This window comes from Streptacidiphilus pinicola (assembly GCF_003258295.1).
Lineage (GTDB): Bacteria > Actinomycetota > Actinomycetes > Streptomycetales > Streptomycetaceae > Streptacidiphilus > Streptacidiphilus pinicola.
The window spans coordinates 1-21,256 of record NZ_QKYN01000073.1; the positions used below are offsets into that span (position 1 = coordinate 1).

A 21,256-nucleotide genomic window follows, 5' to 3' on the forward strand; every position below is an offset into this window, starting at 1 on the left:
ACGGTGGTGGAGGGCCAGCCGCTCGCGCGCCCGCCGCCGGTCGCCGCCTCGACAGCCGCACCCGTCGCGGGCAGTTGTGAGGCGTGCCGCAGCGCGGTGGCGAGTTGCTCGCGCAGCTCGTCCAGGCCGAGCGCCCCGCCGCTGACGGCGGTTGGCGGCAGGTGGCGGGCGGGTGTGAGGTCGACTTCCTCGTCCAGCAGGTCCACCACCGGTACGACGTGGCTCACACCTGGACGGTCGGCGCCGGTGCGGGTCTTTGCGGTGGCGTCGGCGCGTCCGGTGCCGGCGACCATCGCCCGCCAGGCGTCCAGGGCGGCTGCGCGTGCCTCCGGCCAGGCCATGCTGCCCGTTTCGACCAACAGCACACCCGGTGCGGCGGAGGCCCCGGCGACCGGCGGGCGACGCAGCACCCACAGGTGCAGTGGGATCCCGTACGGCGGGGCGGCTCCCACCGGCAGCGCGATGACGGCGCGCAGCGCTCCGCGTCGCAGCAGTTCGGCGCGGATCCGGCGGCCGGAGCGCCGGGACGCGGCGGCGGGCGGCATCAGCACGACAACCGTCCCGTCCTCGCGGGAGTGGGCGAGCGCGTGCTGCACCCAGGCGAGCTCGGACTCGGTGCGCGGCGGTAGGCCGTACTCCCAGCGGGAGTCGTAGGCGAGTTCGTCGTGGCCCCAGTTCCGTTCGTTGAACGGCGGATGGCAGAGCACGACATCGGCTCCCGGTGCGTGCGGCGGCCGGTCGAAGGGGTCGGCCCGCAGGGCGTCGCCGGTCCGCACGTCGACCCATCCGCGTCGCGGTCCCGGTCCGTTGTCCGCGCTGGTGTCGTCGCCCTCCCCGGTGAGGGCGAGCGTGAGGCGGAGGTCGGCGAGGGCGGCGAGCTCGGGGTCGGCGTCTTGACCGCAGAGCCGGGCGTCCGGGTTGAGTCGCCGTGCCGCGTCGAGGAGGCCGCCGAAGCCGCAGGCCGGATCGAGCACCTCGGCGGCCGGGCCGCCCAACTCAGCCATCAGCGTGGCTGGTTCAGCGGGTGTAAGGGCGTACTGACGGGAGACGGACCCCAGGTGACGGCCCAGCAGGAAGCCGAAGGCGCCGGCCGGTCCGAGCTCCTCGGCCAGTTGCAGACCGGTGGTCAGCAGCGGAGTGTCCGTCGCGTTGGGGTCGGGGCCCAGGGTGAACGCCGCACCGAGGCGGATCAGCGCGGCCGAGGGGCCCAGCGGGTACTGCTCGACCTGTTGCCAGGCCCGCTCGCGCAGGGGCACCTGGGTCAGTTTGCCCTGGGCGCGCAGCCACGCCTCCACCTGGGCGAGATCGAAAGTGGGGCTGCTGACGGAGCCGCCGACGGGCTTGGGGAAGTCGGGATGGCGCCGCCGCCAGTTGCTCACCGCAGCCGGGCCCACGCCGGCCAGCCGGGCGATCGCGGTTGCCGTCACTTCGGCGGCGCCGCGCGGGCTTTCACTGTCTCGGGTCTCGGGCTGTCGGGCCTTGCGCTGCTGGGCCATCGTCGCGCCTCCGTTCGGGATCCCCCCGTGGATCCGCGGCGATCATACACGCGATGCCTCGACTTCCCGCTTCACAGGCGAGACACGTGTTGACTGACTTAACAGCTCATGCTGTGATTCTCTCGCTGCACAGCCGTACGGGCCGCATGCCGGTCCTCAGCGTGCGCACACCCTTGACCCGCCCCTGCTCGGAAGAGGCACCCCACCATGAGTACGCATCATCGCCGCGTTGCCGCAGCAGTCCTCTGCGCCGGAGCGGGCCTGGCCCTGACGGCCTGCTCCTCCTCCGGCGGCACGTCGGTGACCGCAGGCTCGACCCCTGGGGCTGGGGCCGGGGCCACCGCCTCGGCCGCGGCCGATCCGACCGCCGGCCTGCCCAACGGCACGAAGCTCGCCGGATGGCTGCTGCCCGCGAGCGCCGTGCCCAAGCTCAAGGCCAACCCCACGCTGGTCAACAACTCGGGTGACACGTTTGTGGAGCCGAGCAACGCGTCGATCACCAAGTCCAAGGCCTGCGACCTGCTCAACGGGACCAATTGGATGACCGCGGGTGGCGTCGGTCCGGCCGCGTTCGCCGGGACGGACTTCAACGACTCCTACGGCAACGAGTACTACCAGGAGCTCGATGCCTTCGAGAACACCCGCGCCGCACAGGAGATCGCCGGTTTGAAGAAGGTCTTCACGGAGTGCAAGTCCTTCCCGATGACGCAGGGAGGCACCACCTACCGGATGCACCTGAAGGTCAAGGAGCTGCCCGGCCTCGGTGACGAGGCCGTCGAGTCCCTCGTCACCTCGCCATCCCTGACGGGTGGCCAGACGATGGTGGTGATCCGATCCGGCAAGCTCCTCATAGCCACCAGCTACAACGACCAGAACGGCAGCGGCGCCGAGGCGCTGACACTGGCCCGCCAGCTGCTCAAGAAGCTGCCCGCGGCTGCGGGCTGAGCAGTTCTCGACGGCCCTGAGCGCGCGGGGGTAGCGCTCAGGGCCGACATCCACCCGCCCGGCCGTCGGGGCACCTGCACCGACTTGCCGTCTGGCACGCTCCCCAGGGCAGGCGGGGTCGGTTTCACTCGGTGGAACAGCGCCGCTCGTCCGGCCGTCCGTCTCGGTGGTGCGCGCCGTCGGCGCCGGTGACGGTCGGGGAGCCGTGCAGGCCTGCGGCGGCGTGGACGTGGCACGGGTCGCCTCGGCGGCAGGCGCGGTCGGTTGAGGGAGCGCGCTTCGAAGCGGGGGTAAGGTCGGATCATGCCGCTGAACGACTTCCAGCTGAGAGCGTCGATCGCCGTGTCCGACATTCAGCGGTCGGTCGCGTTCTATGAAGGCAAGCTCGGTCTGCAAGCGTTGCAGTCCGGTCCCAGTGCCGAGATCGCCGGTGGCAGCCGCGTCTACGGTTCTGGCGGTGGGCCAGCCCTGAACGTGTATCAATCCGTCACTGCGGGCCGGTCGCAAGCGACCATGGCGACCTGGTACGTCGACGACATCGACGGAGTCGTCGGCGAGCTCACCGCGGCAGGCGTCGAGTTCGCCCGGTACGCCGAATACGACCATGATCCCAACGGCATCACTGCCAGGGCCGGCGGAGGTCGTATCGCCTGGTTCCGGGATCCGGATGGCAACACCTTCGCCATCGAAGCCGACGACTGAGCGCACGGAAGACCGCCGTCGCCGCCGCCCTGCGGCTGCTGCCGATGAGCGACCACGAGAAGGGCGCGGAGATCCTCGTTCTGCGCCGCCAAATCGCCATCCTTGAACGACAGCTCGGCGGGGAGGCAGTGACGTTCACTCCGCGAGGACCCGAACGTCATGGGCGGAGTGTCGGGGAACGCGTTCGCGTGAGTTCCGGAGAGGTCGGCTGCTCGGTCCTTCAGGCCTCCTCCCATCATCTCCACCGACAGTGCGAGCGACCCCTCTCAGCGCTGGGCCGAGGAGAGAATCGCGGCGATGAGCTCGCGGCGGCTGGCCACGCCGAAGCGGGCGAAGACTGCTGTCAGGTGTTCCTGGACCGTGTAGGCGGACACGTGGAGCCGGTCCATGATCTCCCGCGTGGAGCACCCCTGGAGTACCAGTGCGGCCACCCGGTTCTGCGCGGGGGTGAGCCCGTGAGCGGCCAGAAGCAGGGAGCCGATCGCGGTTGCGGGGGCGGGCTCGACGATCACGCAGATCTGGTCGTCCTCGGGGCCCCGCAGGCGAGTGGCGTGCAAGGCCAGCCAGTGACCGTCACAGGTCCGCAGCCGGACCGGTCCCTGGCGGTCCGGCGCGGCTGTTCCCTGCACGTCCCGGGACCACGTCAGGCGGGCAGCCACGGAATAGACGGGCCAGGGCAGGCCCTGGACCTTGGGGTCCGGCAGTCGCGCGAGCCACCGTTCGGCGTCCGGGCTGATCGAGACGAGGGCAAGGTCCCGGTCGAGCACGATAACGCCCGGGGCACCTGGTGTGTCGGGCCCGTTGCGCGTGATGGTGTCCTGGATGACTCCGCGGCGCAGGCCCTCGGCCAGGTGCGGGGCGATCCTCTTGAGGACGGCGAGATCCTGGTCGGAGAAACCAGCGTCGGCGTCCCCCCGGTGCAGACACAGGACGCCCCAGCAGTCGCGCCCTGCGATCAGGGCGGCCCGGAGCTCATCACCCAGCCCCAGGCCGGCCATGATCTCTCGGTATCGTGCACTGTCGGACCGTCTCCCCAGGGTTGCCCGGTCCAGGGACATCACCGCGTCCGGTCCCCGGGCGAGCGCGGAAAACTTGTTGACGTCCTCGCGCCCGAACTCGTTGTCGAGGAAGAGCGGGCCGACGCCGGCCAGCGGCTCCTGGGCGACCACCGACGTGAACAGCAGGGTCGCCGGGTCGACGGCTGCCAAGAAGGTCGCTTCGATGGGAAGAATGCCCGGCAGGCGGCGCAGCACCTCACCGGAGAGCGCGGGAAGTTCCAGGTCGGCATAGCAGGTGTCGATCAGCCGCTCGATGCGTCGTTCCTGGATGCCCGTGGCCATGACCTCGACGCTACGCCGGTGCCGGCGTCGGCACGAGTCCGAGTTGGCGCAACAGGCCGAGGTCGTCGATTCGTCCCCAGCGTTCGACGATCAGGCCGCCGCGCAGCCGGAAGATGTTGATTCCCTTGAGCACGACAGTACGACCGTCGCCCTCGACACCCATCACCTCGCCGCGTTGGGTGCCCGAGGCCGTGAACTGCTCGACGACCAGGTCACCCTCCCCAACCAGGAGTCCCAGGTCGGAATGCCAGTCGGGGAACGCCCCTCGGAACAGGGCCCCCGCGGCGCGCATCCCCTCCCGGTCCGCGCTGCCGCCCACAGGCGGGTCGTGGTCGAGGTAGTCCTCGGCGAGGTAGACATCGACGGCTGACAGGTCGCCCCTGGTGAACAGCGCGTCGATGAATGCAGTGACTGTCAGCTTGTTCCGCTCAATGGTGTCCATACGAGCGATCCTCGACCCGCCGAGCCCCGCCCGGAACCCCAACTCTCTGGGGTATCCGTTCGCACCGCCCCGGCGGCCGAGCCCCGGGGCATCTGCCGCGGGATCGTCGCTGTGATCCTGCACCGCGGGCAGCACAGCGAACGAGGTGGACCTGGGCCGCGGACCGGAACCGGGTCTCCGACGCCGGCCCCGAGGCAGTGGAGCGCCTTGCCGCCGAGTACGCCGAGCGGCTGAACGCCCTCAAGTCCCAGTAGCCGATGCCGTCACACGAGGGGGTCGGTGCCGGCGGACAGGCAGGCGGCCTCGGGCCTGGCGGGCCGGGGCAGCGGCGCAGGAGCCCGGCCATGCAGGTGGATCCCGCAGGCGTCATGGTCCCTCGGCCCCCGTCATGACGGCTTCCGCTCCTGACGGTACGGCGTCAGTGTGCGGGACCTCGGGCTGTGCCGAGCCGCATGGGTCTCATAAGGTTCTCGCACCATCGTGCCTTGATTTGGAGCGAACGTGATCTTCGGCTCTGGCAGGACAGCTACAGCCGCGCTGGTGACGGTCGTCGCAGGCCTCTCGCTGACGGCATGCACCAGCCCGCGCGGGTCCGCGGGCGCCTCCGTGGCCTTGCCGTCCGTCGGACCGACGAGGGAGCCGACGGCATCCGCATCGCCAGCGATGATGCCGAGCCCAAGCGTCACCTCGACCGGCACCGTCCCGGTGCCGTCCCGGTCCTCGCCGACTGCCTCTGTTTCGGCGAGCCCCATAGAGCGGCCGGCCGCCGTCGACGTCGCATGTCGGAACTCGGCTGTTCCAGCCGGGGTGAAAGCCGCGGTCACGCAGACGTGGGCCAACGCAAAGCGGGTCGCGCACATCCAGCCGGAGCCGGGCGCCTTCTTCTTCGGCAGTTGCGGCAAGACGCTTTACGCCGCCGCCCGCTTCGAAGCGGCGGCTGGAGCGACCAGTGTCGACCTGGTCCAACTCCAGGATGAGGGAACGGTGCTGCAATTCTTCCGCTTCACGCCGGCTACCGGATGGGCTTTCGTCGGCTCGGACTCCTACCCGGCCGCGAATCACTGCACCTCGGCAGTCCCGGTTGCGCTCGCGGCACAGTGGCATTGCGGCTGAACCCGTTGACCCCGGGCCCACTGCTTCGCCTCTTGCGCTCGTCACCTGATGACCTGCGACGAGGCAGGTCGGGCGTGACCGGTACGAAGATTGAGCCGCTCGGGAGGGCGTGAGCGTCAAGGTTCGGACATGGACGGCGAGTTGTGGGCGGCGATCGGGCCGATCCTGCCTCCCTGAGCCGGGCGTTGCCCCAGTCCAGGCCCGTTCTGGACCGGCTTCGCTGACATGGCAAACCGTTCGTGCTCTACATCGGGATCCCCTGGCAGCATTCGCCGTTGGAGCTGGCCACACCGGGTGGTCTGGCTGAGCCCCGCAAACGGACCGAGTGTCAGGCGTCGGGTCTGGGAGACCAGGGGGTGAGGGGCCGTTCGGCGCGTTCGCCATCCACGACGATGTCGAGTCGCTCGTTGAAGAACGCGATGAGGCCCCGGATGTGCACGGCGTCGTGCAGGGGCTGCTGGTAGCTCCAGCCGATGTCGGGCAGGACGCGGTCACCGGCCGAGGCCGACCAGTAGGACGCTTGTCCCTTATAGGCGCACCAGGTGCGGGCACTGCTGGGGGCGAGCTCGGCGAGGACGTCCTCGGGGGGCAGGTAGTAGCGGGTCGGGAGCAGGGTCTCGAACAGCAGCGTGGGCCGGGACGACTCGGCCAGCACCTCGCCGTCCAGCTCCACCCGGACGTGGCGCGAGGCCGCGAGCACGTCGATGCGGTGGAACGGGTCCCTGGGGTGGGCAACGTTGCGTTCGTCCTCCTCGTACCAGGCGTCGAAGGCCCGGAAATCCAGCACGACGAATCCGTCCAGGGCCGGGTCGGCGGGGTGGAACCCGGCTCCGCGCCGTTCGTGCCCGCCGGCTCTCAGGTCGGCCTCGCGGCCCTCGGCGCTGTGCACGGTGAACGGCACCGACGGATCGAGCACCGGCCGCGCGAACAAGTCCGGCATGCGCGCGCCGGCGCCGTCCGCGGCGTCCGTCCCCGCCGTTCCGGCCGGCAACAGCTCCGCTGAGAGGTCGCCGGCCGGCACGGCGTAGGACGGCACGATCCGGCGCGGCTCCCAGACCAGCACGGCCCTCCTCGTGTCCACGACCGTGCGCCCGTCCAGGACAGCCCGAATGCGCTTGCCGATCGGCTCATACCGGAGCTCGCCCAGGCCCTCGGTCAGCAGGTCGCGCATCCGCCTGCTCATCTGCGACTCCTCCAGTAAGACGTCTCCCCGGCAAGTCCCAGCGTGGCACCAACGGGGACTGCCCGCGCGCCTGCCCGGGCAGTGGTCCGTGTCGCGCACCCATACGCGTTCCAGGCAAACGGGAAAGAGCCCGATGCTCGGGGACCGACGCCGGACGGGCAACGTGTCCAGCTGCTTCAGTGCCCGCTGCAACAAGTGGGCGAACGCCCGCAGCTCTCCGCTGCGCAGCAAGGCATCGGGAATCAGGCCTCGACAGTGTCCTTCTCGTCCTCGGGGATGGTGATGATCCAGCGGGTGTCCGGTCGGGGGCGGAGGTAGAAGACCCAGTAGAGCGCCGCGGCCGCGGTGATGCCGCCGGCGAGCCAGAGGGCGGTGAAGCTCTGCTGGGTGACCACGTAGATCAGGACGAGGATCAGCGCGATCGGGACGGCCGGCCACAGGGGCATGCGGTACGCCTTGGCGTTCTTGTGCTTGCCCCGACGGGCGCCCAGCGCGGCGACCGCGACGCAGCCGTAGAGGAGCGCGACGGAGACACCGGTGACGGCACTCAGGGTGTCGAGGTTGACGAAGCAGAGGATCGCGCCGGGGACGCCGACCGCCAGGGTGGAGATCCACGGGGAGCCGTAGCGCTTGCTCAGGCTGGTGAAGGCGCGGTTGACCGGCTCCGGCAAGGTCGGCACGGTCGTCGGCGGTGGATACGCCTTCGGCCTTCTGCCCAGTTGGTCCGGGGGGCAAGTCGCGCCTCGGAGCTCCGGCCGTAGCGGGATGCGGAGCGACCGTATGAGCCACCGCTTGTACTGGCGGCCGTCCAGCCCCGTTCGACCGTCAGCATCCGGTGCGTTGGGGAGGAGTTGGCCAGACCGTGACCACCCCGCGGCCGACGGCACCCGGTGCGGGGACAGCGCCGGTCCGACCTGGTGGGTCTTCAGCCTGAGCCTGGTCCGCCCGCAGGTGACCTGGGCCGTCAGCGTGGTGCCGATGGCGCGCGGATGGACGTAGTCGACTGTCTAGTCGGTCACCACGTTGAAGGCCTGGTAGACGGTCGGTTCGCCCATGGGCATTCCGGCCTTCTGCATCAGCGGCGCGAGCTTCTCCCCGAACTTCGCGAACGCGTCCTCGGACTCCCAGACGTCCGTTACGAACCATCCCGTGGGGCTGGGTCCGGCCGCGTGCGAGATCAGGCCGGGGACCGGCCAGTCCTTCCGGTTCCGCACCAGGCCGCGTCCGCCGGTCATCTCATTGGTGACCTGCTCGTACTGGGCCTGTGTCCCGCCGGGGATCTCGAAGACGGTGATGATCGCCATGTTGGAACCTCTCTCGTTGGATTGCCGTGATTGACGATTCTCAGTGGAGCAGGGCAGGGAGCGGGCCGCTCGGGTGATGCGGCCATTCGGCCCCGTCGTTTCAGGCGCGGGCGCGGGCGCGGGCGCGGGCGCGAGGCATGAGGCGACAGGGCGACGCCGAGCTCGTCGGCAGCCGGGGTCGCCCCCGGCCGAGGTCAGCGCGGGATCCTCGCAAAGTTGTCATCTTGGGGGATTACGTCCGTGATGACACGCCCGCCTCAGCAGAGCGGCACAAGGCGCTGCCTGAGATGTTGTCAAATCCCGTGGATGGGCGAGTCTCAGGCGATCGCCGTCGTTCCGGTGGCGTCGGCCGCGGCTATTGACGGTGCTGGGGCCTCGACCTCGTAGGTCAGCTTTACGATCTTCGAGAAGGTCTTCACGGCCGTGAGCCGCAGCTTGGCGTCTTGCCCCTCTCGAAAGAACTGCTTCCCGCCCCCTGCCAGAAATGGGTAGATGGTGAGGTCTATCGCATCGATCAGTCGCTCCCGTAGCAGAGTTTCCCCGAGCAGGCCGTGGCCCATGATCAGCAGGTTCCCCCCGTCCTGCTGCTTGAGCCTGGCCACCTCGGCGATGACATCGCCTCGAACGACAGTCGGGTTGCCCCAGCCGGGGTTCTCCAGCGTCGAGCTGAACACGTACTTCGGGATTGTGGTGAGACGGTCGGCCCACATTGCCTTGTGGCCCCTACCGCCGTACAGCTCAGCGAACGCCTCGTAGGTGCGGCGGCCGAACAAAATGGCGTCGCACGCCGTCAACAGGCCCAAGCCGTCTCGCAGGTAGGCTTCATCTTGGTACTCGCCGACTCCCATGGCCACCGGGTCCTCGAAGACACCGTCCGCCGAGACCAGCACGTACTCGATCACCTTCCGCATAGCGCCGACCTCCATCGGTCGAACTCGCGGTGCCCGTTCCAGAACCGGCACCTCTCCGTGTCCTTCATATAGACCCCGGCCGCCCGGAAAACTGAGCGGTCCGGCAACGCCGGTTTCTCTTCTGTCGCGGCCGACTGGCTGGCCGACCGCCGCGGTCTGCGGAGGTTCGCCGAGACCCGCGCATGGACCGTGACAAGGGCCCCTACTACGTCGACGGCACTGGCCACGCGGGACAGGGGCCGCGACGCCGACATTCGCGAGTTCGGCAAGCCCCCGGCTGGCCAGCCCAGTCTGTGGTGCGGGTGGGAGCCCACGATGATGGGGCTGGGATCCAATGGAACCGGCGCGAGAAGTTCTACGACTCATCCGAGTGGATGGCCTACCTGGTCGACCACTTTCTGAGGTGCTTCACCCGTCACTTCGGCACCTGCCCCGGCACATTCAGCCACATCCACCAGGGCCTGTAGCAGTGACGTGAAGGCCAGGTGGCAGGCGCGCGGTCCGATGCTATTCGATTGCCATTCGATGCGCTTCGACAGCGCTTCGACAGTGATCCGGTGAAAGACATGTGTCTTGCTGCGCAGAGCCTTGTTGTTCAGGCGACCTGTCATTACTGTCCATGGTCAAGCGCTTCGACACTTCGCACCTGCGTCCGGCAAGGGGACAGCCGTTCCCGCAGTTTTTGAGTGCGCCACCTCGACGAGCTGAGCCACCTCCCATCGCGAGCAGCACTGCACGCCAACGGAGCGAAGGTGTCAACACGTCAGCTGATCGACCGTTTCGGCCGCTTGGCGTTCGGCGGGGACTCCAACTTCGAGCACTGGATGGAACAACTTCGCCCAGGACCGGCCATCAAGCCGATCAGTCGGCCAACTGCGCAAGCACCTTGGACGAGGCTGGGTAGCGCCGTCCCGAGCCCGGACTCGCCGACGAGCGACACCTCGCGGCGCCAGAGTCCGCCACCAGACGGGGGCTCCGGAAACACTCCATCGCCGTCCTTGGAGGGACACATGAGATGGCAATCCCGTAAATCCAGCAGCAGCAAGTCGGCCGGGTTCGGTCGGCTGGCCGTGATCGGCGCCGTGATCGCCGGGGTTCTGAGCTTCGCGGCTCCGGCGCAGGCCCAGGTGTACTCCACGTGCGACCAGTGGGGCAGTTACACCCAGGGCACCTGGACGATCTACAACGACGTCTGGGGCCAGAACCACGGCCTGCAGTGCCTGACCGTCAACAGCATCAAGTCCTGGTCCGTCGATTCCACCCAGTCCGGCGGCGGGGTCAAGTCCTACCCGAACACCGGAGTCCGACCCCAAACGCCGCTGTCGCAGCTGAACTCGGCGGGCTTCTGGTACAACAACTCGTCGGCCCCCACCGCCGGCAGTGACTACTGGGACTGGACGGGCGACATCTGGTCGACCAACAACCAGGACGAGATCATGACCTTCACCAGCTGGAACGGGGCGACCGGTGGCTGGGGGAGCCAGATCGCGTCCAACGTGACCATCGGCGGCGTCCTGTACGCGTCGGTCTGGCAGGCCAATCCCGGCTGGAATGTCCTGCAGCTCTTTCCCGCCCAGCAGACCAACTCCGGCACGGTCGACGTCTCGGCGGTCTGGCGATGGGCCGCGTCGCAGAACCTCTTGCGCAACACCACCCTCGACACGATGCAGTACGGCATTGAGATCACCTCGACCAGCGGCGTGCAGAAGCAGTACTCGCTGAACGCCTACAGCGCCTGGTGGAGCAACACCTCCGGCGGCGGATCAAGCATCTAATGCTCTGACCGGGAAGGTTCGCTGGGTGGGTGGTCGCAGCGTTTGGATGTGCGGTGACGTCCGTCCGATCGTTGGGGGTGTGGTGGCTGGGCCTGTCCGCGTGCGCAGGTTGATTGACCAGGAGGGGCAGAAGCTGCAGCAGATCGTGCGTCGTGGCAGCACCAGTTCGGTGCGGTTCCGGCGCGCGATGACACCGTCCGCGACGTGATCCACCGGTTCAACGAGATCGGCCTGGCTCGTCTGGACCCTCGGCGGGCGGGAGGCGCCGTCCCCGCCTGCTAGGTCCTGACGACGAGGACTTCGTCGTCCAGACGGCCACCACCCGCGCCCGACCAAGCTCGGCCAGCCGTTCACCCCCTGGGCCATCCCGCGACCTACCACCGCACCCATGGCGTCCGGTACTTCCACGGGTGCTACTCGATCGGCGACGACACCCTCTGGGGCGTCAACCGCCGCAAGACGGGCGGCAGTGCCCGCGACAACCAGCCGGTACACGGGCGCTGTCGGACCCCGACAATCCCGTCGAGCAGCAAGTGCGCTCACCGGCCCACCAGACCCATCTCGTAGCAGCGGTCGCCCGGTCCTGGATGCCATCGTTCGGCGTCTTCACCATGTCCTGGACCGCTCGTCTTCAACCCGTCGTGGAAGCTGCTCAGGCTTGTCGCGGTTCAGCCGGCCGGGGCGCGATCTCTCGCTTGAGGATCTTTCCGCTGGGTCCGGTGGGCAGGGCGTCCACGATCCAAATGGACCGTGGGTACTTGTAGGCGGCCACTCTCTCCTTCGTGAACTGCTGAAGTTCCGCGGGCGTGGCGAGTGCACCGTGGCGCAGGACGACCGCGGCGCCGACGTCCTCACCCAACCGCTCGTCCGGGAGGCCGACGACGGCCGCCAGCGCCACAGCAGGGTGCTCGTGGAGCACCTCTTCGATCTCGCGTGGGTAGACGTTGTAGCCGCCGCGGATGATCAGGTCCTTCTTGCGGTCGACGATGTACAGGTAGCCGTCCTCGTCCTGGCGGGCCAGATCGCCGGTACGTAGCCAGCCGTCGGGGATGGTCGCGCGGGTTTCCTCCGGGCGGTTCCAGTATCCCTTCATCAGGTTCGGTCCGCGGACGACCAGTTCGCCGACTTCGCCGACGGCGACTTCCTGGCCGTGGTCGTCCAGCAGCCGGACTTCGACGTCGCGGATCGGTGTGCCGATGGAACCGGCCTTACGCGGGCGGTCGGGGTGGTTGAAGGTGACGACCGGGCTGGTCTCGGACATGCCGAAGCCCTCCAGGACCATGCAGCCGAAGCGGCGTTCGAAGCCATGGAGGATCTCCACCGGCAGTGAGGCGCCGCCGGAGACGCACATCCGAAGTGTGGAGACGTCTGCGTCGGTGGGCTGGTGCTGGAGGAGCGCGGCGTACATGGTCGGTACGCCGTCGAAGATCGTGGCGCGGTCGCGGGCGATGGCGTCCAGCACGGTTTGCGGGTCGAAGCGCGGGATCAGGGTGAGGGCTGCGCCGCTGCGGATCGCCGCGCTCATGGTGCAGATCTGGCCGAAGATGTGGAACAGGGGCAGACAGCCCACCACCACGTCCTGCGACGTCAGCCGCTGCACGTGCACCGCGCTGACCTCGGTGTTGTGGCGCAGCCCCGCGTGGGTGAGTGCGGCGCCCTTGGGGCGGCCCGTCGTGCCGGAGGTATAGAGGAGCACAGCGACGTCCTCACCGGCGGCCGGGGCGACCTCGGCCAGCGGCTCGTGCTGAGCGAGCGACTCGGCGAACGCGGCCGGCTCGACAACCGTGAGCGGAACCCCGGCGGAAGCCGCGCCGGCGGCACCCTCACCCGGGGCTTGGAACCACTCGAAGACCGCCACCGCTCCGGAGTCGGTCAGGTGGTACTCGACCTCCCGCTGCTTCAGTAGCGGGTTGAGTGGCACCACGATCGCGCCGGCCCGCAGCGCCCCGTAGTACAGGACGACGAACTCGGGCACGTTGGGCAACATCATGGCGACCCGGTCACCGGGGCGTACGCCTTGGGCGCGGAGCAGCGCGGCGGCGCGTGCGCTGCGCTCGTCCAGCTCGGCGTAGTCGATGACCTGCGCGTCGAGGCGCAGTGCGGGACGGTCCGGCTGCTGCGCGGCCGTCTCCGTCAAGAATTCGGCCAGGTTGGCCATGGCCAGGACACCTCCACTGGGTGCTTCACGTCGAGATTCGATGTTCAAGCTGACGACATGTTGGTTCGTGAGGCCGCTCGCACCGGTCGCTCCAGATTGGCTTCTGCGTGGGCCTGCCTGCAGGTCGCCTTATGTGCTCGCGGTAACGGCCCGACGTAGTCGGGTCCTCGCAGCCAGGCGTTCTCAGAGCGGGCTGACGAGGGATGGCACGGCCTTCTGCGTTGTTCCGGTCATTTCTCGGTAAGGGCCTTGAGGACGTCGGCGGCGACGGCGCGGGCGGATCCGGGGTTCTGGCCGGTGATGAGGTTGCGGTCGCGGACGGAGAAGGACATCAGCGGCAGGCGGGCCTTCTCGTAGTGGGCGCCCTGTTGTTTGACGAGGTCCTCGATGTTGTAGGGCACCTGCTTGGCGACGCCGGCGAGGATCTCCTCGTTCCAGGAGAAGCCGGTCATCCGCCTGCCCTGGAGGAGGTACTGGCCGCTGCTCAGGCGGAGGTCGGCGAATACGGTGTACCCGTGGCAGACGCTGGCGACGATACGTCCGTTTTCGAACATGTCGCGGGCGAGTTGCTGCAGATGAGGGTCTCCCCGGAAGTCCCACATGGTGCCGTGTCCGCCGGTGAAGTAGATGGCGTCGTAGTCGGACCAGTTGACGTCGCCGGCCGACAGCGTGTGTTCGAGGCGCGCCATGAATGCCGGGTCCTGCAACCGCTGTCGCACACTGCGGTCGGCCGTGAATCGACCGAGCGAGCGGGGCTCCACCGGAGACCGTCCGCCCTTGGGGCTCGCGATGTCCTGCTGGAACCCGTGGGCCTCGAACAGGTCGTAGAAGTGAGTCAGCTCGCCCAGCCACAATCCCGTCGGCTTGTCGGAGTCGCCGTACGTGCCGTGGTTGGTCACGATATTGAGGATCTTGCCCATGATGTCTTCTTTTCTGGGATCGGTGTTTCTTCCTTGCGCCGACGTTGACCGTCGGTCGTGGTTGTTCAGACCTGCTCGGTGGGACGCACGAGCAGCTCGTTGACAGCCACGTGCCGGGGGCGGCTGACGATGTAGCCGACCGCTTCCGCGATGTCTTCGCTCTGCAGCCGTTCGACGTTGCCGAGGCCGGCATTGAGCAGTTGCTGGACGGCGTCCGAGTTGTGGGTGCGCAGTTCGGTGTCGACACTGCCCGGCTCTACGACGGACACGCGCACGTGCCGCTTGGCCAGTTCCTGGCGCAGCGCCTCGCTGAAGCCGGTGACGCCGAACTTGGTGGCGGTGTACACGGCCATCATGGCGTAGGCGTTGCGGCCGTTCAGCGAGCTGATGTTGATGATGTCCGCGACCTGGCGCGGGCCGTCGGTGGCGGCCTTGACGAGGTGGGGGACAGCCGCGTGGGTGGTGTGCAGCAGGCCCATGAGGTTGATGTCGATCATGCGCTGCCAGTCGTTCTGGTCCGCGCCGGGGGTGGGGCCGAGCAGCATGAGGCCGGCGTTGTTGACCAGGATGTCCAGGCGGCCCAGGCCATCGACGGTACGGGCGACCGCTTCCGCGGCGGCCTGGGAGGTGGTGATGTCGGCGGGTACGACCAATGCGCTCCCGCCCTCCTTGGTGATCTGTGCGGCGAGGTCGGTCAGACGGTCCTCCCGTCGGCCGACGACGGCCACCGCGGCGCCCTGGCGGGCCAGTTCCAGGGCGGTGGCGTGGCCGATGCCGCTGGAGGCTCCGGTGACAAGGGCGACGGTTCCTCCAAGACGACCAGTCATGGTTTCAGCCTTTCGAACGCCCGCTCTACTGCGGGCCGTGCCAGGTAGGGGATCTATGGTGGGGGGCTGCTTCGCAGGGGGGACGCTGCTCAAGACCGGACCGCGCGCACCAAGGTAAGTGCGCCTGGTCTGGTAGATCGGCAACGCCACGCCATTGGTCACGATGGACGAGAGCGGCCGTCCCGCGGGACTCCTGCCAAGATCGGTTACCCACCCGGGCACCGGCAAGCTGGTGCCCGCGTCTCACCTCAGGGACTGAGGTGCTCCGGGTGGGGGCGAGGGCCGACGGAGCCAGCCGTTGGACGGGGTTGGAGAAGGCCGTTGATGACGGCCTCGGCGGCGGGCTCCATCAGGTGGGCCTGGTCGGGTGAGCTTTCGAAGCCGCGCAGCACCGTCAGGCAGATGTCGGCTGCGTCCTGGGGCCGGTCGGTGCCGGCCTGCTCGAAGACATCGACCAGGAAGGCGCGGAGGCGGTCGCTGAAGGCGCTGCAGATGTCGCCGCACAAGCGGGTTCGGGCGTCCAGGAGCTCGGCGACGTGCGGGGAAGCCTTGAGCGCCAGCACGAGATCCAGCTTGGCGGTGAGGATTCCCAGTGCCCGTTGCTCGGCGGTGGCGCCCTTGCGGGCGGCCGCGGCCTGTGCCGCGTCCAGCGCCCGGCGGTGCAGGCGCTCGGCGAGCAGCCGGAACGCCTCGTCCTTGTTGCGGACGTAGGTGTAGAGGCTCGACCGGGACAGGCCCGTGCGCTGGGCGATGTCGTCCATCGTGGTCCTGCGCACCCCGTACAGCAGCAGACACTCGTGGGTGGAGTCCAGGACCGCCGAGAGTCGGTCGGCAGCCATTGTCAGCCCAGCTGCTTGAGCAGTTCGACCGCGAGCGGGCCGGACGACATCGGGTTCTGCCCGGTGAGAAGGTTGCCGTCCAGAACCACGTTCGGCGTCCACGGGGCCGCTACCTTCACGTCCGCGCCGATGGCCTTGAGCCGGTCCTCCAGGAGCCAGATCGCCTTGTCGGCCAGGCCCCCTTGGCGTTCCTCCTCGTTGGAGAAGGCTGTGATCTTCCGGCCGGCGAAGGCGGAGGTGCCGTCCGCACGGTTCGCGGCCAGCAGTGCGGCCGGCGCGTGGCACACCACACCGAGCGGCTTGCCGGAGTCCAAGGCGTCCACGAGCAGCCGGCCGGAGGTGGGGTCGACCGCCAGGTCCTCCATCGGGCCATGGCCGCCCGGGTAGAACACCGCCTGGTAGTCCGCCAGGTCGACGTCCTCCAGCTTCAGCGGCGCCGCCAGTGCGGCGATCTCGGCCAGTTCGGGAGTGACGTCGCGGCCGCCGTTGGCCCCCGGTGCCAGACTGCCCGGGTCGGGAGCCGGGACCACCCCGCCCGGTGTGGCGAGGACGACGTCGTGGCCCGCTTCGGTGAACACCTTGTACGGGGTGAGCAGTTCCTCGGCCCAGTAGCCGGTCGGGTGCCGGGTGCCGTCGTTCAGCGTCCAGTAGGTCGCACCGGTCACCACGAAAAGAATCTTGGACATCATGTTCTCCTTGCCATATTGCCGTAGCCCGGCAGTTCGACGTTTCAAGCTCAGATCGTCGATCCGCCGGTACCTCCCGACGGTAGGCCCAGTACATGCGCCCAACAAATAGACTCGTCTATGTGAGCGATAGAAAAAGCAATGGATCGCTGGACCTGGCGCAGCTACGCACATTCCTGGCCGTCTATCGCGCCGGTTCCCTGACCGCCGCCGCCCGGCTGGTCGGCCTGACCCAGCCGACGGTGACGACCCAGCTGCGCGCCCTCGAAGACCACATGGGCCGCCAACTCTTCGAACGCCTCCCCCGGGGCGTGACCCCGACCCCCGCCGCCGACGATCTGGCCGCCCGCCTCGCCGCTCCAATGGACGCCCTTGAGGCGATTGCCACCACCAGCGGCACGCTCGGCGAGACGGTGCCCGAGCCCCCCGTGCTCCTGGCCGGGCCTGCGGAGTTCCTCGCCGTCGTCGTACCCAGTCTCGGCCCGCTTCTGAAGCAGGGAGTCCGGCTCCGCATCACCACCGGCTTGTCCGAGGACCTCCTCGCAGGGCTGCGGGCCGGCAGTTACGACCTCGTCGTGTCCACGATCCGCCCTCGCGGGCGCACCCTGACCGCCGAACCGCTCGCGGACGAGGACTTCGTGCTCGTCGCCGCCCCCGACTGGTCCGACAAGATCGACCACGACCTTCTGATCCGCGACGGGCCCGGCGCCCTCGCCGACCTCCCCCTCATCTCCTACGCCGACGACCTGCCCATTCTCCGCCGGTACTGGCGGCACGTCTTCAACACCCGTCTCGTCGCTGAACCAGCGCTGGTCATCCCCGATCTCCGGGCCGTCAAAGCTGCCGTCCTCGCAGGCTTCGGCGTGACCGTCCTGCCCCGTTACCTGTGCACCGCGGAAATCGCCGACGGCTCGCTCCGCCTCCTGCTCGACCCCGAAGACGCCCCCATCAACACAGGCTTCCTTGCCCAGCGCGCCGGCGCCCACCCCCTCCCGCACGTCGCCCTCGTCCGCGACCACCTGGTACAGGTCGCACGCTCAAGCTGATCTGCAGGGCACAGCGAGGCTCGGTGTGCACTTGACCGAATGCTGGCCACCGGGGGTCCTCGTCCGCACCTCGCGTGGGGAATCCAGCCACCAGCCCGCCAGGGCGCCAAGGGCCGTGAAGCGGCGCCTGCGCAGTCGCGAGGAAGGGGCGTGCGCAGTCGGGTACCTCGTCACCTGCGCTGCTGGACCGCCGCCGCGCAGCCCACGGAGACCGGTCCGGGCATGGCGGATCAGTTGCGGACGGCGATGACCGTGTCGTCGAAGCCTCCTGCGGCAGAGGGCTACCGGGCGGTCCCTGACGTGGGGACGCTGTGCGAGTCGGCAACGCGAGGATCTTGTTGCCCCGTCCAGCGGACGGAGGTATTGCCGGCGTGTCAGACTCGCTCGGCAGACGCCCATCCCTGCTGGTGGAGTCTTTCGAAGCCGTCCAGCATGAGGTCCAGGGCGAACTCGAACTCGAACTGGTCGTCACAGCCCTGGCCCACGACCGATTCGCTGTCGTGCGGCCGAGCCAGCACGATCTCGACGCCGGCGTTCGGCCTGCTGGTGGCGACGGGGGGCTGGAACATTGCTGCCGAGCAAGCGAAGGATCACGGCGCCTACCGCACCACGCTCCTCGTAGCTCGTGGTCGTGGCTGTCTCCGGAATCATGGCGTTCCTGCATGCGAGGGCCGGCAGCACGACAGGGTTGGCGGTGTTCGGGGCGCTCACCGGCGTGAGCGCACTGGCCGCGTTGCTCTCGGTGTGCTGCTGGCGGGTTGAGCTGTCGTCACGTGCGAGCCGTATCGGGTCGGGGTGTCGGGTGGTCGCGGAATCAGTCGCGCCAGATGAGGCGGTAGACCTTGGTCAGGCTCGGGATGTCACCGGGAGCCGGCCGACCGGCTGATCGCCGACGGCCCCCTGGGCCTGGTGATCTCCGCGGCCGGAGTGCTCACACCCCAGGATGACCTGGACCGCGACCCGCAACTGGCGGCGCTCCTGCTGCAGACCAACCTGACCGGACACGTGAGCGTCCTGCTCGCGCTCGTCGGCCACCTGCGCGCTCGCGGCCGGGGAACCCTGGTCGTGCTGTCCTCGATCGCCGCCGTGCGTCCGAGTAGGGCCAATTTCGTCTACGGCGCGGCCAAGGCCGGCCTCGCCGCGTTCGCCCGCAGCCTTGCCGACCAGCTCCACGGCACCGGAGTGCGTGTCCTGCTCGTCGGGGTGCGCGGTGTCCGACCTGGCGGAACTATGGTGCAGGGGACGGTGGTTCGGGATCCGGTGTGCGGGGTTCCGGGGTCGGCGGTTGCTTGGCGCTCGCGCTGCGGTAGTAGTCGCGGTAGATGATCTTGTAGAGGGGGATCCATCGCGGAATCCGGTTGATGCCCGGGATCCACGGCGCGAACATCGGCAGCAGGAAGCCGAACAGGATCATGAGCAGGCCGACGTCGAGGTCGAGGTTGGCATTGCCGGAGGGGTTCAAAGCAGGGACCTGGTACATCCCCGCGTACAGCCAGAGCCAGACCTGGCCGGGGTAGTCCCACAGCTCGTTCATGACGCCCCACCGGTCGCCCGCGACGCCTTGCGCTGTCGCGACGTCGCCCCAGAGGGTGCCGTCTCCGAAGAACATGGTCCCCTTGGTGGTGTTGGTGCTCAGCTGTTGATCGCTGCCCTGGAAGTACCCGTCGAGGCTGCCGTTGGCGGCGATCAGCTGTTCCGCCTGGATGATCACCGGGACAGGGCCGTAGTCACCCTGTGGCACGGTGGCTGTGGTGGGAGTGAACTTCGCGTTCGACGCGGCCAGTGCCTTGGCGTAGTTGTTGAGCCACGTCGTCTGCAGGGGTGAGGCGAGTTGGTCGGCGGACGCGCCGGGGGACAGGTCGCCCGCCGACCCCGGGCCTTCGGCGGCGGTTGGGTGCGGGGCCGGAGCGAGGGAACGGATTGCGGACTTGCTCGCGCGGACCCCTTGATCAACGCTTCAGCGACGTTCCACGTGGTCGCTGAAGCGCGTGGCGGGGTCGACGCCGCTCCCCCCGACGTGCTCGGTTTCGCCAGTGAAGCCACAGCACGCGCCTGCCCGTCGCGCAGTCCTGCGTTGACGGCCGGGGTCACAGTCGCGTGCAGGCCTGTCCAGGCGCTGATCCAACTTCCGGATCTGCCGGACGTCGAGTCTGGCGCCGCGCGCGAGCTCTTCCTCGGTGTCTGAGCGCGACCTGGAGCATGCTCGGCCTGGCAGATGATCACCTGTGGGGGCGCAGGGGCGCCGCGCCGAGGAGTGGTCGTGCAGTCGGCCATGAGCCGTGGCCAGGGCATCGTCGAGATGTTCACCGCTCTCGCGGGGCCAGCCCTCGGATGGCAGATCCAGGAGGGGCAGTTCCGTCTGGTCTACCCCGCCGGCAAGGAGTCCGGGCACGGATCGAGTCAAGCCGCGCGGAGGGTGCGCGAGGAGCAGGCCCGCAGCCTTGGCGGCTACTTCTCCTTCGACCTGGCACGCGAACAGCTCGGCGAGACCAGCCTGGAGCGGCCGCTTGCCGTCGACGGAGCGCCGCTCCCGTTCAACGGCTTCGCCGCGGACTTCGTCTACCGCAGCATCTCGATACCCGACCTGACTGTGGACCAGATCGTGCGGCTCGGCGTGAGGCATGCGAGGAGGGCGGTCGAACAGGTCGCCGGGTTCGCCCCTGTCCGCGGTGTCGGCGACGACCGCCATCACAGCAGTGGGAAGTAGTCGATCCGGGGCCGGGACGCGCGCCCCCAGCGGCGGTCGGCTGCGTGCCGTCCAGGCTTCTGTGGTGGGACGAGAGCACGTCCGCGCTCTGCTTCCCGGGCGTGCGCTTCCTCCCGCGCACCGACGAAATTCCCGAACTCACCACCACCATCGCGGCCCTGCACCGGCCCGACGCCGACCTGGCCCTGCTCTCGCTGGTGGCCCTCGCAGCCGCCTCACTCGCGGGCTGAGCGCCGGCTCACGCGGCCCATTTTCGAGTGAAGGCGTGATCGCCGGGATCCGCAGTTGGGCGTTGTGCCGCCGCAAGTGCATCCGTAACGCACCCCACGACGATCTCAACGTCGACGACCCAAGATGGTCAGTTGGCGCGGCGGACACGTCGACACCTGGTAACCCCGCCATTGACCCTCTACGCTTCCCGCAGACACCAACTGGGGGCAGCGTGGTGCATCACCAATTCGAGGACGGGCCAGGCATGCTGCTCGCCTCGATCCTCTTCTTCGCCATCCCGGCGTTCATTGTGATTGTGATTGTCGCCGTCAGCCGACGAAGGCCGCCGCCTCCACCTCCGTGGTGGTGGCAGCCTCCGCAACCGCCCCACGACGAGAGAGAAGAGGACGACTGACACGACAAGGCCCCGCTGAACTTCCCTTGGGTTCTAACGGTCCTCGCAACACCCGTGATCTGTGGGAGTTGCGAGGACCGTGGCTGTTGGACGCGATGATCTTTCGGGGTCCATCCGCGGTTCCTGACACTGGCCGAGCGCGAACGGATACGGGACCTCCGGGCGCTGGGCCGGTCGTTGCGGGAGATCGGGCGTGCCCTGGGGCGGCCGGCGAGCACGGTCAAGCGGGAGATGGGT

At 68.8% G+C, this 21,256-nt stretch carries 22 protein-coding genes and 3 pseudogenes; 10 read left to right on the forward strand and 15 right to left on the reverse strand.

The window, feature by feature from the left end; genetic code table 11:
- Nucleotides 1-1,496, reverse strand: a 1,496-nt coding sequence (locus tag DN069_RS19025) for an N-6 DNA methylase (protein ID WP_165845544.1), incomplete at its 3' end; no start/stop codon positions are given.
- A gap of 207 nt (nt 1,497-1,703) precedes the next feature.
- Between DN069_RS19025 and DN069_RS19030 the strand changes: the two genes are divergently transcribed.
- Together DN069_RS19030 and DN069_RS19040 are read left to right on the forward strand one after the other, a co-directional pair.
- On the forward strand, nt 1,704-2,441 hold the full coding sequence (locus tag DN069_RS19030; RefSeq protein WP_133259965.1) for a hypothetical protein: 738 nt from the start codon (nt 1,704-1,706) through the stop codon (nt 2,439-2,441).
- Between the two features lie 303 nt (nt 2,442-2,744).
- Nucleotides 2,745-3,143: a VOC family protein gene (locus DN069_RS19040; protein ID WP_111502347.1), complete on the forward strand. Its 399-nt coding sequence runs from the start codon at nt 2,745-2,747 to the stop codon at nt 3,141-3,143.
- A gap of 266 nt (nt 3,144-3,409) precedes the next feature.
- Here DN069_RS19040 and DN069_RS19045 read toward each other — a convergent pair whose 3' ends face one another.
- A complete protein-coding gene (locus DN069_RS19045; RefSeq protein ID WP_111502349.1) occupies nt 3,410-4,483 on the reverse strand; it encodes a LuxR C-terminal-related transcriptional regulator in 1,074 nt (357 codons plus the stop codon).
- 10 nt (nt 4,484-4,493) lie between these two features.
- Nucleotides 4,494-4,925 carry an ester cyclase gene (locus DN069_RS19050; protein WP_165845545.1) on the reverse strand — a complete coding sequence of 144 codons (432 nt, stop codon included), beginning with the start codon at nt 4,923-4,925 and terminating at the stop codon, nt 4,494-4,496.
- Between the two features lie 807 nt (nt 4,926-5,732).
- On the opposite strand from DN069_RS19050, the gene DN069_RS19060 reads away from it, so the two are divergent.
- A complete protein-coding gene (locus DN069_RS19060; protein WP_111502353.1) occupies nt 5,733-6,038 on the forward strand; it encodes a hypothetical protein in 306 nt (101 codons plus the stop codon).
- Nucleotides 6,039-6,366: 328 nt separating this feature from the next.
- Here the strand turns inward: DN069_RS19060 and DN069_RS19065 are convergent, their stop codons facing one another.
- The 5 genes and pseudogenes from DN069_RS19065 to DN069_RS39430 form a co-directional block, all read right to left on the reverse strand.
- Nucleotides 6,367-7,221 (reverse strand): DUF427 domain-containing protein, encoded by an 855-nt coding sequence (locus DN069_RS19065; RefSeq protein ID WP_111502355.1) that lies wholly within the window; start codon nt 7,219-7,221, stop codon nt 6,367-6,369.
- 242 nt (nt 7,222-7,463) lie between these two features.
- Nucleotides 7,464-7,889, reverse strand: a pseudogene (locus DN069_RS19070) (amino acid permease); the annotation flags it as partial.
- Between the two features lie 339 nt (nt 7,890-8,228).
- Nucleotides 8,229-8,525, reverse strand: a complete 297-nt coding sequence (locus DN069_RS19075; RefSeq protein ID WP_111502359.1) for an antibiotic biosynthesis monooxygenase family protein — start codon at nt 8,523-8,525, stop codon at nt 8,229-8,231.
- Between the two features lie 317 nt (nt 8,526-8,842).
- Nucleotides 8,843-9,436, reverse strand: a complete 594-nt coding sequence (locus tag DN069_RS19080; RefSeq protein WP_111502431.1) for a dihydrofolate reductase family protein — start codon at nt 9,434-9,436, stop codon at nt 8,843-8,845.
- A gap of 362 nt (nt 9,437-9,798) precedes the next feature.
- Nucleotides 9,799-10,047, reverse strand: a complete 249-nt coding sequence (locus DN069_RS39430) for a hypothetical protein (RefSeq protein ID WP_133259967.1) — start codon at nt 10,045-10,047, stop codon at nt 9,799-9,801.
- Between the two features lie 399 nt (nt 10,048-10,446).
- Here DN069_RS39430 and DN069_RS19085 point away from each other — a divergent pair, with 399 nt between their 5' ends.
- Nucleotides 10,447-11,211 carry a glycoside hydrolase family 12 protein gene (locus DN069_RS19085; protein ID WP_133259968.1) on the forward strand — a complete coding sequence of 255 codons (765 nt, stop codon included), beginning with the start codon at nt 10,447-10,449 and terminating at the stop codon, nt 11,209-11,211.
- Nucleotides 11,212-11,863: 652 nt separating this feature from the next.
- Here the strand turns inward: DN069_RS19085 and DN069_RS19095 are convergent.
- The 5 genes from DN069_RS19095 to DN069_RS19115 form a co-directional block, all read right to left on the reverse strand.
- Nucleotides 11,864-13,369, reverse strand: a complete 1,506-nt coding sequence (locus DN069_RS19095; RefSeq protein WP_111502363.1) for a long-chain-fatty-acid--CoA ligase — start codon at nt 13,367-13,369, stop codon at nt 11,864-11,866.
- Between the two features lie 230 nt (nt 13,370-13,599).
- The gene (locus tag DN069_RS19100) at nt 13,600-14,289 is read right to left on the reverse strand and encodes a type 1 glutamine amidotransferase domain-containing protein (protein ID WP_243639429.1); all 690 of its coding nucleotides are present in this window, start codon (nt 14,287-14,289) and stop codon (nt 13,600-13,602) included.
- Nucleotides 14,290-14,354: 65 nt separating this feature from the next.
- Nucleotides 14,355-15,116, reverse strand: coding sequence for an SDR family NAD(P)-dependent oxidoreductase (locus tag DN069_RS19105; protein ID WP_111502367.1), 762 nt, complete (start codon nt 15,114-15,116; stop codon nt 14,355-14,357).
- A gap of 248 nt (nt 15,117-15,364) precedes the next feature.
- Nucleotides 15,365-15,955, reverse strand: coding sequence for a TetR/AcrR family transcriptional regulator (locus tag DN069_RS19110; RefSeq protein WP_111502369.1), 591 nt, complete (start codon nt 15,953-15,955; stop codon nt 15,365-15,367).
- Between the two features lie 2 nt (nt 15,956-15,957).
- Nucleotides 15,958-16,641 carry a type 1 glutamine amidotransferase domain-containing protein gene (locus DN069_RS19115; protein WP_111502371.1) on the reverse strand — a complete coding sequence of 228 codons (684 nt, stop codon included), beginning with the start codon at nt 16,639-16,641 and terminating at the stop codon, nt 15,958-15,960.
- Between the two features lie 95 nt (nt 16,642-16,736).
- On the opposite strand from DN069_RS19115, the gene DN069_RS19120 reads away from it, so the two are divergent.
- On the forward strand, nt 16,737-17,687 hold the full coding sequence (locus tag DN069_RS19120) for a LysR family transcriptional regulator (RefSeq protein WP_207892197.1): 951 nt from the start codon (nt 16,737-16,739) through the stop codon (nt 17,685-17,687).
- A gap of 374 nt (nt 17,688-18,061) precedes the next feature.
- Here DN069_RS19120 and DN069_RS19125 read toward each other — a convergent pair.
- Nucleotides 18,062-18,199, reverse strand: a pseudogene (locus DN069_RS19125) (TetR/AcrR family transcriptional regulator); the annotation flags it as partial.
- A 415-nt stretch (nt 18,200-18,614) separates the two neighbouring features.
- Between DN069_RS19125 and DN069_RS42865 the strand changes: the two are divergent.
- Nucleotides 18,615-19,013: an SDR family NAD(P)-dependent oxidoreductase gene (locus tag DN069_RS42865; RefSeq protein WP_424556303.1), complete on the forward strand. Its 399-nt coding sequence runs from the start codon at nt 18,615-18,617 to the stop codon at nt 19,011-19,013.
- Here the strand turns inward: DN069_RS42865 and DN069_RS19140 are convergent.
- Nucleotides 18,916-19,428 carry a hypothetical protein gene (locus DN069_RS19140; RefSeq protein WP_133259969.1) on the reverse strand — a complete coding sequence of 171 codons (513 nt, stop codon included), beginning with the start codon at nt 19,426-19,428 and terminating at the stop codon, nt 18,916-18,918. The genes DN069_RS42865 and DN069_RS19140 overlap by 98 nt on opposite strands.
- Nucleotides 19,429-19,947: 519 nt before the next feature.
- Between DN069_RS19140 and DN069_RS19145 the strand changes: the two genes are divergently transcribed.
- The 4 genes and pseudogenes from DN069_RS19145 to DN069_RS19150 all read left to right on the forward strand — a co-directional run.
- The gene (locus DN069_RS19145; RefSeq protein WP_111502381.1) at nt 19,948-20,394 is read left to right on the forward strand and encodes a hypothetical protein; all 447 of its coding nucleotides are present in this window, start codon (nt 19,948-19,950) and stop codon (nt 20,392-20,394) included.
- Between the two features lie 44 nt (nt 20,395-20,438).
- Nucleotides 20,439-20,624 (forward strand): hypothetical protein, encoded by a 186-nt coding sequence (locus tag DN069_RS39435; RefSeq protein ID WP_133259970.1) that lies wholly within the window; start codon nt 20,439-20,441, stop codon nt 20,622-20,624.
- A 35-nt stretch (nt 20,625-20,659) separates the two neighbouring features.
- Nucleotides 20,660-21,019 (forward strand): hypothetical protein, encoded by a 360-nt coding sequence (locus DN069_RS39440; RefSeq protein ID WP_133259971.1) that lies wholly within the window; start codon nt 20,660-20,662, stop codon nt 21,017-21,019.
- A 129-nt stretch (nt 21,020-21,148) separates the two neighbouring features.
- Nucleotides 21,149-21,241 (forward strand): annotated as a pseudogene (locus tag DN069_RS19150) (helix-turn-helix domain-containing protein); the annotation flags it as partial.
- Between the last annotated feature and the right edge of the window lie 15 nt (nt 21,242-21,256).